The sequence below is a fragment of the Rhizobium sp. BK289 genome, assembly GCF_014193575.1.
GTDB lineage: Bacteria > Pseudomonadota > Alphaproteobacteria > Rhizobiales > Rhizobiaceae > Rhizobium > Rhizobium tropici_C.
Map to the genome: position 1 here is coordinate 489323 of NZ_JACHZO010000001.1, position 13723 is coordinate 503045.

The 13723-nt window shown below is 60.8% G+C and carries 13 protein-coding genes; 2 read left to right on the plus strand and 11 right to left on the minus strand.

Translation table 11 applies throughout. From position 1 onward, the window contains the following. Positions 1–2: 2 nt before the first annotated feature. The 3 genes from FHT84_RS02275 to FHT84_RS02285 form a co-directional block, all read right to left on the minus strand. Positions 3–1022: an ABC transporter permease gene (locus tag FHT84_RS02275; protein WP_112344866.1), complete on the minus strand. Its 1020-nt coding sequence runs from the start codon at positions 1020–1022 to the stop codon at positions 3–5. Continuing rightward, a complete protein-coding gene (locus FHT84_RS02280; RefSeq protein ID WP_113250449.1) occupies positions 1012–2562 on the minus strand; it encodes a sugar ABC transporter ATP-binding protein in 1551 nt (516 codons plus the stop codon). The genes FHT84_RS02275 and FHT84_RS02280 overlap by 11 nt, the downstream gene beginning before the upstream one ends. Before the next feature lie 61 nt (positions 2563–2623). Beyond that, the gene (locus FHT84_RS02285) at positions 2624–3631 is read right to left on the minus strand and encodes a sugar ABC transporter substrate-binding protein (protein ID WP_112344868.1); all 1008 of its coding nucleotides are present in this window, start codon (positions 3629–3631) and stop codon (positions 2624–2626) included. Between the two features lie 420 nt (positions 3632–4051). On the opposite strand from FHT84_RS02285, the gene FHT84_RS02290 reads away from it, so the two are divergent. Next, positions 4052–5095 carry a substrate-binding domain-containing protein gene (locus FHT84_RS02290; protein ID WP_112344869.1) on the plus strand — a complete coding sequence of 348 codons (1044 nt, stop codon included), beginning with the start codon at positions 4052–4054 and terminating at the stop codon, positions 5093–5095. 72 nt (positions 5096–5167) lie between these two features. Next, entirely contained in the window at positions 5168–6373 is a 1206-nt protein-coding gene (locus FHT84_RS02295) for an acyl-CoA dehydrogenase family protein (RefSeq protein ID WP_112344870.1), read from the plus strand. A gap of 68 nt (positions 6374–6441) precedes the next feature. On the opposite strand, the gene FHT84_RS02300 is transcribed toward FHT84_RS02295, so the two are convergent. The 8 genes from FHT84_RS02300 to FHT84_RS02335 all read right to left on the minus strand — a co-directional run bounded on the left by FHT84_RS02300 (position 6442) and on the right by FHT84_RS02335 (position 13638). Continuing rightward, positions 6442–7659, minus strand: a complete 1218-nt coding sequence (locus FHT84_RS02300; protein WP_112344871.1) for an SfnB family sulfur acquisition oxidoreductase — start codon at positions 7657–7659, stop codon at positions 6442–6444. 175 nt (positions 7660–7834) lie between these two features. Further along, complete coding sequence (locus FHT84_RS02305) at positions 7835–9133, minus strand: FAD-dependent oxidoreductase (RefSeq protein ID WP_112344872.1); 1299 nt, start codon at positions 9131–9133, stop codon at positions 7835–7837. A 135-nt stretch (positions 9134–9268) separates the two neighbouring features. Then, on the minus strand, positions 9269–10525 hold the full coding sequence (locus tag FHT84_RS02310) for an ABC transporter substrate-binding protein (RefSeq protein ID WP_112344873.1): 1257 nt from the start codon (positions 10523–10525) through the stop codon (positions 9269–9271). A gap of 52 nt (positions 10526–10577) precedes the next feature. Next, positions 10578–11006 (minus strand): hypothetical protein, encoded by a 429-nt coding sequence (locus tag FHT84_RS02315; RefSeq protein WP_112344874.1) that lies wholly within the window; start codon positions 11004–11006, stop codon positions 10578–10580. Beyond that, positions 11003–12058 (minus strand): aldo/keto reductase, encoded by a 1056-nt coding sequence (locus FHT84_RS02320; RefSeq protein WP_112345205.1) that lies wholly within the window; start codon positions 12056–12058, stop codon positions 11003–11005. Before FHT84_RS02320 ends, FHT84_RS02315 begins: the two co-directional genes overlap by 4 nt. Before the next feature lie 5 nt (positions 12059–12063). After that, the gene (locus tag FHT84_RS02325) at positions 12064–12417 is read right to left on the minus strand and encodes a TIGR04076 family protein (protein ID WP_112344875.1); all 354 of its coding nucleotides are present in this window, start codon (positions 12415–12417) and stop codon (positions 12064–12066) included. Between the two features lies 1 nt (position 12418). After that, the gene (locus FHT84_RS02330; protein WP_145644286.1) at positions 12419–12907 is read right to left on the minus strand and encodes a DUF3830 family protein; all 489 of its coding nucleotides are present in this window, start codon (positions 12905–12907) and stop codon (positions 12419–12421) included. After that, complete coding sequence (locus tag FHT84_RS02335) at positions 12904–13638, minus strand: GntR family transcriptional regulator (protein ID WP_112345206.1); 735 nt, start codon at positions 13636–13638, stop codon at positions 12904–12906. Before FHT84_RS02335 ends, FHT84_RS02330 begins: the two co-directional genes overlap by 4 nt. Positions 13639–13723: the final 85 nt, after the last annotated feature.

Consider the following 13723-nt stretch of genomic DNA (forward strand, 5'->3'; position numbering starts at 1 on the left):
GCTCAGATCTCCCGTTTGCGCAGCAGGGTGGTGGCAGAAACCACGATGAGGATCAGAAGACCTTGAACGCCGCTGACCAGCGTGCTTGGCAGGTTGAGCAACTGAAAGCCATTGATGAGAAAGCCGACGAACAGCGTCGATATGAGCGTGCCGCCGATGGTCGGTACGAGCCGGCGCGAGAAGACAGAGCCGAGCAAGGCCGTTACGACGACGGGAAGCAGCATTTCGCCCGAACCGGTGGTGCTGCCGCTGAGATAGGCGACCGACAGGATGCCGGCGATGCCGCCGCAGAACCCGCTGGCGACGAAAGCGCCCGCGACCAGGCTCCTCAACGGCAATCCGGCGGCGCGTGCGGCCTCCGGAAACTCGCCGACGGCATAGAGCCTGAGGCCGAGTGGGGTGAATTGAACGATCGCCGTGGCGATGATGGTGAAGCCGATCAGCACATAGGCGAGGATCGGAATGCCGAAGCCGTCAGACGATGACAGAAGGGCAAGGAGGTCAGTCGAGGCGGGAAGCACGGTATTCTGCGTCAGCACCAGCTCCAGCCCGGCGACCACGTTCATTACGGCGAGGGTCGCCAGCAATGGTACGATGCCGGCAAAGACGATCGCCAGCGCATTGACGGCGCCGATCGCCAGACCGGTCGCCAGCGCGCCCGCCGCGGCGACCAGGTCACTGAAGCCGAGCTGGATGAGGCTTGCGTAAACCGCGGCGCTCAGCCCCATATTGGCGGCAAGCGAGAGGTCTATGCCACCGGTGACGACATTGGAGCCGCCTGCAATCAACACGATCGTGAGGCCGATGGCAAGAACACCCGAAATGGCCGATTGTCCGAGCACGTTGCCGATATTGCCGACCGTCAGAAAATAGGGCGCCGTCAGCGCGAAAATCACCAGAATGGCTGCAAAGGCAAGCAGCGAACCGAACCGCAGGGCAGCAGCGGCAAGCCTGCCGCCGGTCGGTAAGGCTTTTGCCGTCGAAGTTTCAGGCAGCGAGGCAAATTGAACATCAGCCGACATGGCGCAATCCTTCCAAGGCACCGGTGGATGCCGACAGAACTTCGTCCGTTGTGGTCTGAGAGGAAATCAGTTCACGCGTCACGCGACCGCGGAATAGCACAAGGATCCTGTCCGTGATGCCGACAAGCTCCTGAAGATCCGAAGACAGCACGATCACACCGGCACCGCGGGCGGCAAGTTCGCCGATCAGCGAATAGATTTCGACCTTCGAGCCGATGTCGACGCCGGCGGTCGGCTCGTCGAGCAGGTAGATATCCGACCGGCGGCTCAGCCATTTGGCAATCGCCACCTTCTGCTGATTGCCGCCCGAGAGCGTCCGCACCAATGCCTCGCGTCCAGCCGTCTTGATCTGCAGCCGCTTGATCAGCTCGTCGGTGTCGGCGCTTTCTCGCTTTTTGTTGAGAAAGCCGAAGCGCGTATAGCGGCCCAGGCTCGACAGGGTGATGTTTTCACGGACGCTGAGCTCCAGACCTACACCGTGGCCGCGCCTATCCTCCGGTACCAAGGCGATCTGGTGATCGACGGCTTCGACCGGGTTGCGCGGCTTCAGGCCACGCGCATCGACATCGATCGTCCCATCTGTTGCGGCCTGCAAGCCAAACAGGGTGCGAACGAGATCCTTTGCCCCCGAGCCGAGAAGGCCCGTAATACCGAGGATCTCGCCGCGATGCAGTGAGAAGCTGACATCGTGAAAACGGCTGGCTGCCGAGAGATTCCTGACCTTGAGGATTTCCTTGCCGAGTTCGACCTGCCGCTTGGGAAACATGTCGGCGATATCGCGTTCGACCATCAGGTTGGCAATCTTACCTGCCGAGATTTCGCTTGCCCTCAGAGAAGCTACATCGATACCATTGCGCAGAACCGTAACATCGTCGCACAAGGCCTCGATTTCATTGAGATAATGCGAGACATAGACAATGGTCACGCCCTCACCGCGCAGGCGACGGATGAGGCGGAACAGGATCTCCGCTTCCTGGCGCACCAGCGCCGCGGTCGGCTCGTCGAAGACAAGGATCTTCGGTTTATGCAGCAGCGCGCGGGTGATCTGCACGATCTGGCGTTCGGCCGTCGAGAGCTCGCTGATGAGCGCGTTCTTCGGCAGATCGACGCCGAAATAATTGGCAAGGAGCTCTGCTGCCCGCCGCTGCATGGCGCTGCGGTCGAGGAAAGGCGTCTTGCCGAGGCGGGTCTCTCGCCCGAGAAAAAGCGATTCTCCGACGGTGAAGGTCGGGACCAGCAGCCGATCCTGGTGGATGAAATGAATGCCGAGCTCTTCGCACAGATGCGGCGTCAGGCGATCATAGGCCCGGCCCTCGATCTCGATCCGTCCCTCGTCCGGGGTATGCAGACCGGCAAGGAGCTTGATCAAAGTGGATTTGCCCGCTCCGTTCTGACCGACAAGTCCGTGGACGGTGCCGCGCCTGATGGCAAGTGACGCTCCGGCCAGTGCCTGCGCGCCGCCGAAGCGTTTGACGATGCCATCGAAGCGCAGGATGTGCGACTCGTTGTCTGCTGTGGTCGCATGCTCGGCTGCGGTCATGAAAGAGGCCTTTCGCCTTTGGAGGAGCGATGCGGGGAGATCCGCATCGCCGGTTTGCAGGTCAGCCGATGCCGAGCTTCTTGATCACGTCGGCGACATTGCTTTTGTTTGCCAGCAGGGCAGGGACGTAGGTTTCGCGCGGCAGCGTCTGCCCCGAGAGCAGCTTGGCGACATTGCGGATAGCCGTACGACCGATCTCCGCCGGCTGCTGGGCAGCATCGGCGCCCGCCGGTGAATTGGGATCGGCGACGAGCTGCAGCACTTCCGGGCTGCCGTCGACGCCGTAGGTGCGGATCTCCGTGCGGCCGGCGGCGGCGAGAGCCTGCGTGGCACCAAGCTGCGGAATGTCCCAAGCCGACCAGATCGCTTTGATCGACCCCTTTTCCGGATATTTATTGAGGATCGCTGTGATCTGGGTGAATGCGTCCTGAACCGTATTCGGAATGACGTCACGCAGCTCCGGCTGGATAATCTTCACCTTCGGGAAGTATTTGACGACGTTGACGAGCTGGTCGTAGCGGATCGCGCAGGGCGTCACGCCGTAGAAGCCGTTGAAGGCGACGATATTGCCTTCGCCGCCAATGTCGGAGACGAGCTGCAGCGCCAGGTCCTTGCCGATGCCCCAATTGTCCGAGGTGGTGTTGTTGATCGAGTTGGTCGAGCCGACATCGACGGTCAAAACGGGAATGCCGGCGTCGCGGGCCTTCTTCAGCCAGGGGTCGATGACGCTCAGCGTGCCGAGGATCTGGACGATCGCGTCCGGCTTCTGGGCGATCAGCGTCTGCAGCTGCGAGACAAGCTTGCCGTCATTGCGGCCGGCATCGACGGCAATCGGCGTGCCGCCCAGGCGCTTCACTTCGTCGATTTGTGCGTTGTAGGCCTGCAGGTCGAAATAGTGGTCGGTTCCCGTCGCGCTTATGGCGATCCGCTTGCCTTTCAACGACAATGCATCATCGGCAGCTGCCGCGGTTTTGGACAGAATGCTCGAGGCCGCGAGCGCCGTTCCGGCAACCGCCGTCAGTTTAAGAATATCCCGGCGTCCGAGGCCGATCGTCTGTTCCTTGGTCATGAAAGCATCCTCTCCAGCAATCCATAAATGCCAATAGAATATAAAATTGGTAGATTTAAATGATTTGCGGGAGGAACGTTTTTCCAAAACTGGAGCGGCCTGGGAAATTTCCGTCATCCAGCCTTCTAATGTACAGATCGGGTTTCCGTGGCTCGTGCAGTGATTGACAGGTCAAGGTCTGCCTTTTCGGACGCTGCTCTATCGCCATCACCCGAACTGGCTATCTGCGAGATTGCGCGATCTCGTGGGCAAGCCCTTGCCGCCAAGCCTTCCCGTCGCGAACAAAGAATCTCCGAAGGCGGGCAAAATCGGATAATTTAATCTACTAAAAACATAGAGTTTATAGCTAAATAATTGCACGCGTCGCAGGGTCATCATTCCGTCAGACGACGCTTCCGATTGATCGTGAGGGTCGCGACAATGAAATTTCTCACACGGCTTGTCCTGTCGGCCGTTGCTCCTCTTCTTCTTGCGCAGACTGCGCTGGCTGGCGGTGTGAATGGCGCTCCCGCGCCCTTTGATAAAGGGGGCGTAAAGATCGCCTTGGTCAGCTACATATCCGCCGGCGATTTCTTTCAGGCTTATCAGGCCGGTGCGGAAGCGCAGGCGAAGGCGCTCGATATCGATCTACGCGTCTTCCCCGGCCGTCAGGATGCCGCAGCTCAGCGCGAACAGATCCTCCAGGCAATCAATCTTGGCGTCTCTGCCATCGTCATCGATCACGGCCTGCCGGAATCGCTTGGCGATGTCGTCCAGCAGGCGCTCGACAAGGGCATCAAGGTCGTCGCTTTCGACGTCAATCTCAACAATCCGAAGATCCCCCAGGTCGAGCAGAGCGATCATGAGCTTGCCGATCTCGCTTTGAAGCAGGCCGTCAAAGACAACGGGAACAGTTTCAAGGCAGGTTATGTCTATGTAGCCGGCTTTGCGCCGCTCGACCGTCGCAACGAGGTCTGGGACACGTTCAAGAAGCAGAATGCAGGGGTCGTCGAGAAGACCCGTTTCGGCAATGTCAGCGATACGACGGCGACGTCGACCGCGGACCAGGCAAAGGCGGCGCTGACGGCCAATCCCGATATATCGGTCGTCTTCGCTCCCTATGACGAATTCGCGCGCGGTGTGAAGCTTGCCGCCACCGATCTCGGGATTGCCGACAAGCTGAAGATCTACTCGGCCGACGTATCGACAGCCGACATTCAGGAGATCACCGAGCCGGGCAGCCCCTGGGTCGCGACGGTTGCAACCAATCCGGCCGTGGTCGGCGCCGTCTCCATCCGTGCCGCGGCTTTGCAGGTCGCAGGCCAGGAGGTTCCGCATCAGATCACCGTCAAGCCGACCCTGCTGACGCAGGAAGGGCTGCGGGCGGCCAGCGTCAAGACGATCGAGGAACTGGCACAGAAAGTTCCCGCCTTCAGCGCTAGCGACGCAGTGACCGCAAGCTGGATACCGGACAAGCTTTTCTAAGCTGCCGACTTCGATCTTTCGGCGGGGTCCCTTGATCCCGCCGGATTACGTCACTGAACCGGAGTTCATATCATGAGCCAGTCCAACGTCGTCTTTGCGGGCAATCGAAATGCCACGCGAGAGGACCTTTTTGCCAGAGCGGAAGAGATTGCCGCGGATCTTTCGAAGCGAGCTGCAGAACTTGACCGGGAGGGACGGCCTCCTCACGGCGAAATCGTCAGACTGAAGAATGCCGGGCTGCTGAACGCCCTGCACCCACAGCAGATCGGCGGCGGTGGTCTCGACTGGGTGGACGGATTGCGGCTGGTGCGCATCCTTGCGCGCGGCGAAAGCTCCATCGGCCAGCTTCTCGGCTATCACTATGTCAACAGCCAATATGTCTATTGGGCCTTCGACGAGACACGAGCGCAGGAATTCGGCAGCAAGACGGTTGCCAACAGCCTCTATTGGGGCGCCGCCGTCAATCCGCGCGATCCAGGCCTCGTGCTGACGCGTCGCGGCAACGGTTATGTCCTGAATGGCCGCAAATCCTTCTCGACGGCCGCTCGCGTGTCCGACTATATCAATGCCAATGCCGCGCTCGACGACAGGATCGTCGGCTTTGCTGTTCCGACGAACCGGCCGGGCTACAAGGCCAATGACGACTGGGACAATTTCGGCCAACGCCTCTCCGACAGCGGCAGCGTCGAATTCCATGATTTCCCCGTCTATGAGGAGGATCTGGACAGGGCGGCGGCGACTGGCGGTGAGGCGCCGGTGCTCGCGACGTTCAACACGCCGTTCATTCAGCTTGTTTTCGTGAACTTCTATCTTGGCACGGCCGAGGGCGCGTTGCGCGAGGCCATCGACTACGTCCGCACCACGACACGGCCCTGGGTTACTTCCGGCGTCGAGCGTGCATCGGACGACCCCTATATTCTCGAGCGTGTCGGCGAGTTCACTGCGGCCTTGAAGGCTTCCGTTGCGCTGGCCGATAGCGCCGCGGCAGCGGTGCAGGAGGCTCTTGCGAGAGGAAGCAGGGCAACGGCGCGCGAGCGCGGCGAGGCGGCAGCCGAGGCCTATGCGGCGAAGGTGCATGCGACGCACGTTTCGCTGGATATCACCTCACGCGTCTTCGAACTCACCGGCGCGCGCTCGACCGCAGAGAAATATCGCTTCGATCGCTTCTGGCGCAATGTGCGGACGCATACGCTGCACGATCCGGTCTTCTACAAGGCCAAGGAAGTCGGCGAGTTCGTGCTGAACGACCGGATTCCCGAAGTCAGCCTCTACAGCTGATCAGACCTCATCGGACAGAAAAGCCCCGTTGCCCAATGTCGGCAACGGGGCTTTTGTTTGCGCTCTTATCAAAGTGCGCCGTTCTTCGGCGGAATGACGTCGTTCAGATGGTAGTTGCCAACGACATGATATTTCCAGCGAACCGGATCGTGAAGCGTATGCGTACGGGCATTGCGCCAGTGCCGGTCGAGATTGAGGTCGAGCTTGACCGATGCCGTCCCGGCAAGCTCGAACAGCGTATTCGTCGCTTCGATGGCGATTTCCGTCGTCAGCACCTTGGCGGCAGCGACGGCGAGCGTTGCCTCAATTACTCTTTTTTCGGTCGTCTCGACCTGTGCGGCATCGACCTTGCGGCCGGCGCGTTCGATAGTCGCAGCCGCTGCTTCCAGCCGGATGGCGATCTGGCCGACCTTGGCGATCGTCAGCGGATCGTCGCTCGCGCGCTCGACGCCGCTATCCATCCAGGGGCGGGATCGGGTTTTTACGAAGTCCAGCGTTGCGGCAAATGCGGCTCGGGCAATGCCGAGATCGACGCCGGCGTGGATGATCTGACCGACCGAGCCGATCGTCGTCGGCCGTTCGAAGCCCTTGTGATGGGGGACGACGTGATCGGCATTCACATAGACATTGTTGAGGACCGTGGTGCCGCTGCCGGTCGTGCGCTGCCCGAAGCCATCCCAGTCATCGATGATCTCGATGCCTTCCGTGCCCTTGGGAACGAAGGCCATGACCAGCTTGTCGGCTTCATCCAGCGCGAAGACGGTGACCCAATCGGCAAAGAGAACGCCGGTCGAATAGAACTTGCGGCCATTGATACGATAGCCGGGACCGTCGCGGGTGATACGGGTATCATAGTGCCCGACCGTCTTCGTGCCGCGTTCGGAAAGGGCGTTGCCGAAACGATCGCCGGCCAATGCGCGGCCGAAGAAATAGCGCTTCTGATCTTCCGAGCCGTCGATGCGCAGGGCTTCGAGGATGTAGAAATGATTCTGCGGTATCTGCCCGATTGAGCCGTCGGCCTCAGCCAGGATCGCGGTGATCTCCGCCAGGGTGGCATTCGAGACATCCAGGCCGCCATATTCTTCGGGAACGGTGATCGCCAGCAGCCCGGACAGAGCCAGCTCATCCATTTCCGCAAACGGGAGCAGCCTTTCGCTATCGCGCTCCGAAGCGGTGGCGGCAAAGCGTGCGGCAAGCTCCTGCGCGACGGCCAGCGCCTGTTGCTCGGTCTCCAGCAAGGTCGCCTCGGGATGCTTGGCGTTGATATGGTGCAATTGCGCGTTCATGGGCAGGCTCCGATTTCATCCGGCGCCACGATGCCGCATTAAAAGCAGGCGTTCGAGAAAAGCCATTTCGTTTTTACGGATGCGGTCGCGTCTTCATTCCTTTCTCTATAGAATTTATGGTCAATTGCTGCCTGAAGCTGTCTAGGCATTGATAAGCAGCGATGTTCTCACCAAGCTATCGACGCCCGGTGCGCCAGTCTTCAAAGCGCGCATGCGCCAGAGCAAGCGAAGCGACGGCGGGCGTGAATCGGTGGAACGGCAGCGGGTGGCTGGATTGCAGCGGAATCGGCAGGGATTCCGCCGTTTCGCCGAGCGCCAGTCTCGCCAGTGTCCGGCCAAGCTGCGCCGTCATGGCGATGCCGCGACCATTGCAGCCAATCCCTCCGAAGAAGCCGCCGCCGAAACGATAGAGGCGCGGCAGGAAATCCGGCGTCATGATCGCCGTTCCGGTCCAGACGATCTCCACACCCGGATGATGCGGCAGGCGGAGTTCGGATGTGAGCCGGTCGACGACGGCGCGACCGACGCGCTCGAAGGCACCGACCGGATTGATCGCCATGCCGCCGCTGATCAGCCTGTTGTCGCGATCGAGCCGGTAGGTGAAGAGGTTGGAGCGTGTATCGCCGACGGGCCGGCGATTGGGAGCGATCCGCGCAACGGTTTCGGCATCGATCGGCTTCGTGGCCACTTGATACACCTTTAACGGCACGCCCGTTCGGCCCATGCGGGAAGCTATGCCGCTCGTGAAGGCGTTGGTGGCGAGGATGACGACCTCCGTTTCGATTTCATGGTCCACGAGGCTAACGTGCCAGGTGCCGGCATGTCGCTCGACGTGCTCGACCACGCTGTTTTCGCGGATCATAGCGCCGCGCCGCATGGCCGCCCTTGCGAGCCCATAGAGATAATTTAGCGGGTGGATGGTGCCGCCGGAGTGATCGATCAATCCTCCGGAATAGATAGTCATACCGGTCTCGTTCCGGACGGCGCCGGCATTGAGAAATTCGACTGGACGACCAAGCTCTGTCCAGTCCTTCGCCCTTTGGCGCAGGATCGCAGCCATGTCGTCGCCATAAGCGGGCTGCAGCCAACCGGTCTGCGCCGCATCGCATGAAATCTGCTCCTCCGCGATGGTCGCAAACACCTCGTCGGCGCCCGCACCGACGAGCGACAACAGCGCATCCGCCTTGTCGCGCGGCAGCTTCTGACGGACGGTCGCCGGATCGGCCTTGGCGAAATTGGGAACGACGAAGCCGGCATTCATGCCGCTGGCTCCCGCACCCAGCCGCCCGGCCTCAAGAACGGTCACGGAGCGGCCGGCGCGGGCAAGATGAAGTGCTGCGGTCAGGCCGGTGAAGCCGCCGCCGATCACGACGACGTCTGAGCGGGAAGGCAGGTCGTGGGAAAGTTCAGGGGCAGGGCCGGCTGTCAGCGTCCACAGGGTCGGATTGGTGGGGCGAGGGGCACTGCCGGGCATCAGCGGAGGATCTCTCAATAACTACGCCAGATAGCTGTCACCATAGATCAACCGCTGAAAGGATTGCGCTAGGATGATTTCAAGCGAGGCGCGCCGATGGGGAGCACCTCGCCTTTTTGCAAAGTAGAGTGTCGCCTACTTGATCTTATCCTTCAGGGTCGAAACGTCTTCCATCTTCAGCTCGCCGTCGGTGACGATCTTGCCGTCGGCGATCTTCCAGAGACGGAATGGGCCGGTGATGTCGCCATATTGATCGAAGGAGACCGGGCCGATGATGCCTTCGTAACGGATCGGCTTGCCTTCCTTGATGAGGCCGAGCGCCTTGGCGAACTCTTCCTTGCCGGCATAGATCGGCGTGCCCTTGGAGTCGACGACCTTGAAGATTGCATCCTTCAGCTTCGAGGTGTCGTCGCCGGCGATAGCAAGCGCGAGACCGACGATCGCGCCCGCATCATAGGCTCGGTCAGCGGCTGGATTAGTCGGCTCGATCCCTGAGAAATCCTTGTAGTTCTTGTTAAAATAGTCGGTCGAGGGCGTCGGCGTCGTGCCGGAGGAGGTGCCAAAGGCGTCCTTCAGATAGTCGGCGCCCACGGAATCGATAAAGTCCGGGCTGTTCATGCCGTCATTGAGCAGGAACTTCTGCGGGCCGCCTTGCGAGATCCATGTGCGGGCGATTGTCGCGCCGTCGACCGGCGTGCTGACGAGGTAGAGGCCGTCCGGATCGCCGCCCATGCCGGCGGTGACTTCCGAAGCATAGCTCGACTGCTTTTCATTGTAGGGCGTCGTCGAGACGATCGTGCCGCCGAGCGCCTTATAGGCCTTCGAGAATTCGGCGACCATGTTCACGCCGAAATCATTGTTGACGTGGATGATCGCGAGCTTCTTGAAGCCCTTGTCGATCGCATATTTGGCAGCGGCAATGCCCTGCAGCGAATCTGAGGTGATGGTGCGGAAGAATATACCGTTGGTCTTGCCGTCGCGGCCGAGCGCCGTCAGCGTCGGCGAGGAAGCTGCCGGCGATACCTGCACGATCTTGGCCGGCGCGGTGACCGAGGTCAGGATCGGGATCGTCACCGAAGAAATAATGCCGCCGATAATCGCCGGTACCTTCTTGACCTGCACCAGCTGGGTCGCAGCATCCACTGCCACATTGCCCTGGCTCTGGCTGTCGCGTGTATCCGTCACCAGATCGCAGCCATGGGCGCCGCCAGCGGCATTGATGTCGCGAAAGGCCATCTCGACGGACTTCGCGCCTGCCTGGCCATATTCGCCGGCCGGGCCGGTCAGTTCCATCACGAGGCCGACCGTGACTTTGCAGTCCGCGGCATTGGCGGCGCCGGCGGCAGCGAGAAGGGCCAGAGCCGTGGTGATTTGAAATATCGTCTTCTTCATCTTTGTTCCCCTTGTTCGGTCAACGATTTTCATTTCCGTTTTTTAGAACCTGTCAGGTCTCCGGCATCTGCAGCCAGGTTTCATGCAGATGCTGCCATTCGACGCCGTTGGGTGCCGATGAACTTGCAGTGAAAAGGGCGCTCGCCTGACGCCGGCTATATTTGCCCGCCCGCGTCTGCGCTTCGACATAAGTCAGGACGATCGTATCCGTAGTTTCGTAGCTCGCGCGGATATCCGAAATCTCGATGGTGAAATTGCCCTGAAACGTCGCCCGGTTTGCCCGGATGAGCTCGATGGTTTCAGCGCGGTCGAAGATGCGGCCGGTCGGCGGGATCATATGGAAGGCCTGGCCGAAGGTGCGTTCGCAGCGGCCGAAATCCGTATGATCGGCAGTCGCGGCATCGTACCAGGCTTCGAAGAAGCGATGGAAATCGATGACTTCGGCGCTGGCTTTGCGGAAGAGAGGCGATTGCTGGCTCATACCTTCCCCGCATTGAGGTTGTAATGCATGATAGAGCCGTGCCTGCCGGTGCGGTCGCGCTCCAGCGTATAGACGTCGCCTTCAAGTCCGGGGCTTTGGGCGATGATGTCGGTGATCTGGCGGCGGTCTTCGTCCGAGAGTGCAATATCCATGATCTTAGCGTTGGCGAGCGCGTGCGCCTGGTTGCGGGCGCCGATGATGACAGCGGCCACCTGGGGCTGCTCCAGCACCCAGACGCTGGCGATCGTGGCAATATCGACGCCATGACGATCACCGATGGCTTTCAGCGTGCCGAGCAGCGATTGAAACAGCTCCCAGCCGCCAAAGTCATCGATGATCAGCTTGTATTTGACGAGAGAGCGGTTCTCGAGCGGCATGTCCGGTTCCGGCTGCCCCAGCCATTTATCGCTCAGGAAGCCGCCGGCCACCGAGCCGTAGCAGAGGAACTTCACCTCGTTCTCCGCCGCCAGCTTGGCGAGGCTAAGCGACGGCCGCTGGTCGAGAACGGAATATTGCAATTGCTGGCTGACGAGTGGAATGCCGGCTTTCAGAATCTCGGCAATATGAGGTGTATCGAAATTGGTCGTGCCGACATTACGCACCTTGCCTTCACGGCGCATCTCGTCCAGCCAGCTCAGGGCTTCGAGATAGCCGGGCAGGGAGTAGTCCCACCAGTGAAACTGTACCAGGTCAAGCTGTTCGGTCTTCAGTTTGCGAAGCGATTTGTCGACGATGCCGCGAATATAGTCGCGGCTGATGGTTGCGAGCTTTTCCAGATCAGGAACCAGCTTCGTGTGGACCTTCATCGCGCTTGAGGCTTCCGTGCCGCGCTCGTTGCGGAGCCGTTCGCGCGCCTCGCCGATCAGCTCCTCGACGCCCGTATAGATGTCGGCGCAGTCATAGGTGCGGATGCCGACGTCGAAGGCGGCGATCAGGTCGGTCACCGCCTGGGTGCGATCGATGGCGCCGTGCCCGCCGGCAAGCTGCCAGCCGCCGCGGATGACGCGGGAGATCTCGTATCCGGGGCTGAGCTCAAAAGTCTTGGCGGTCATGCAATTCATTCTCCTTCGGGCAACGGCACGGCCGTTGTGTCGGCATGGCTGAACCGCCGTTTGCCCGTTCTGACGATCCGCAGCCGGCTCGCGCAATTGGGGTCGGGGCAGGCGATTTCTGCGTCCGAGGTCATCCAGTCGTTCTTGTGAGTTGGCCGTTGCTTGGCCGCCAGCAGCGGCAGGACGGCTGAAATGGAGTAGATCGAAAAGCCCTGGCCCGCAGGGAGGGACAGCATTTCGCCCTTGAGTTCGAAATAGTCGCCCGGCTTGGCGCCGCAATAGATCGGTTTGCCCTCGGGAATGACCGCTTCCACTCTAAGATCGAAGAGCTCGAAACTGTCGTCGCTTTCAGCCGCCATCTCAGATCTCCGCGCGTTCGAAGGTGACGTCACAGGCGCCGTTGCGGCGGATGACGCCGCAGGCCGCCGCGAAGTGTTCGCGTTCTTCAGGGCGCACTTGCGCGACGACGCTGCCGGCAAGCCAGCCGATCGGGAAGAGCAGGCGAGCGCCCTGACCATAGAACAGACCGATATCGAAGATCGCATCTGGATTGCCGCCCCACATACGCGGCGGCACGTAGCTGAGCACGATATCGCCTGGCTGCGGCGTCAGTGTCGCGTTCTCGGCGGGCAGGGCGTTCGCATAGGAAGCACCTTTCAGATGCGCCGGCGGGATCGGGCAGGAGATTTCCGGGCCGGTCCACATGGCATGAATACCGCTGACGACGCGCGACTCATTCAGATAGGTCCACAGAAAGGCGGCATTGTCGGGCGCCTTGGCTTCCAGCAGAGGCGCCAATACACTGAGGCCGGAACGTGGTTCGGTGATCTTGATGGCGCGTTGGCTCATACGGATTGGCCCTTCTTGGCTTCGGCTTCCAGTTTGCTGCGCAGGAAGGTGAACGGCCGGCTGATGTCTGCGATCAGTGCATCGCGGGCTCCCTTGGCGTCTTGCGCGGCGATCGCCTTGACGATTGTGCGGTGATAATGGGCGGTATCGACCTCACCGGCATCCGAGAAGGCATAAATCGCGACGCGGATACAGGGGCCGGATTGCAACCAAAGGCTTTCGATCATCGGGATCAGCACGGCGGAACCGCAGGCGCGATAGATCTCGAAGTGAAAGGCCTGGTTCAACGTCACCTCGCGGTCGACGTCCTTCTTGTGTTTCAGCGCGCGCATCTCATCCCATTCGCCGAGCATGCTCTCGATGGTCGTAATCTGCCGCGGCGTCATGCGGGTCGCGGCAAGCGCGATCGCCTCGCCTTCGATCAGGATGCGAGCGCGCAGAAGATCGTCCATGCGCTCCAGCGTGATCGGCGGCACGCGAACGGATCGATTGGGAAGGGCTTCTAACGCCTTTTCGGTAATGAGCCGACCGAGCGCCTCGCGCACAGGCATGGTGCTGGTCATCAGCGCGTCGGCCAAGCCGCGGATCGTCAGCACCTGGCTCGGCTCGAACAGCCCGCCGATCAGCGCGCGGCGCAGCTCCAGATAGACCCGGTCCTGAACGGTTTCTCGCCCCACTGGCGCAAGCTGTGCGGCAATCGGATCGCTCTTGTCGGCGGTGGCCTTTTGCATTCGAAATCCCTTTTTCGGCTTGCGAAGAGGATTAAAGCTGATTAGCGTGATCAATGCAAGTGTGATCACAAATCAAATAATCAGG

Bases quoted from the DNA above. Each gene is read 5' to 3' on its own strand.
- FHT84_RS02310 (WP_112344873.1), bottom strand. From the start codon at position 10,525: ATGAAGAAGACGATATTTCAAATCACCACGGCTCTGGCCCTTCTCGCT.
- FHT84_RS02305 (WP_112344872.1), bottom strand. From the start codon at position 9,133: ATGCCCGGCAGTGCCCCTCGCCCCACCAATCCGACCCTGTGGACGCTG.
- FHT84_RS02280 (WP_113250449.1), bottom strand. From the start codon at position 2,562: ATGACCGCAGCCGAGCATGCGACCACAGCAGACAACGAGTCGCACATC.
- FHT84_RS02320 (WP_112345205.1), bottom strand. From the start codon at position 12,058: ATGACCGCCAAGACTTTTGAGCTCAGCCCCGGATACGAGATCTCCCGC.
- FHT84_RS02315 (WP_112344874.1), bottom strand. From the start codon at position 11,006: ATGAGCCAGCAATCGCCTCTCTTCCGCAAAGCCAGCGCCGAAGTCATC.
- FHT84_RS02325 (WP_112344875.1), bottom strand. From the start codon at position 12,417: ATGGCGGCTGAAAGCGACGACAGTTTCGAGCTCTTCGATCTTAGAGTG.
- FHT84_RS02275 (WP_112344866.1), bottom strand. From the start codon at position 1,022: ATGTCGGCTGATGTTCAATTTGCCTCGCTGCCTGAAACTTCGACGGCA.
- FHT84_RS02285 (WP_112344868.1), bottom strand. From the start codon at position 3,631: ATGACCAAGGAACAGACGATCGGCCTCGGACGCCGGGATATTCTTAAA.
- FHT84_RS02335 (WP_112345206.1), bottom strand. From the start codon at position 13,638: ATGCAAAAGGCCACCGCCGACAAGAGCGATCCGATTGCCGCACAGCTT.
- FHT84_RS02330 (WP_145644286.1), bottom strand. From the start codon at position 12,907: ATGAGCCAACGCGCCATCAAGATCACCGAACCACGTTCCGGCCTCAGT.
- FHT84_RS02290 (WP_112344869.1), top strand. From the start codon at position 4,052: ATGAAATTTCTCACACGGCTTGTCCTGTCGGCCGTTGCTCCTCTTCTT.
- FHT84_RS02295 (WP_112344870.1), top strand. From the start codon at position 5,168: ATGAGCCAGTCCAACGTCGTCTTTGCGGGCAATCGAAATGCCACGCGA.
- FHT84_RS02300 (WP_112344871.1), bottom strand. From the start codon at position 7,659: ATGAACGCGCAATTGCACCATATCAACGCCAAGCATCCCGAGGCGACC.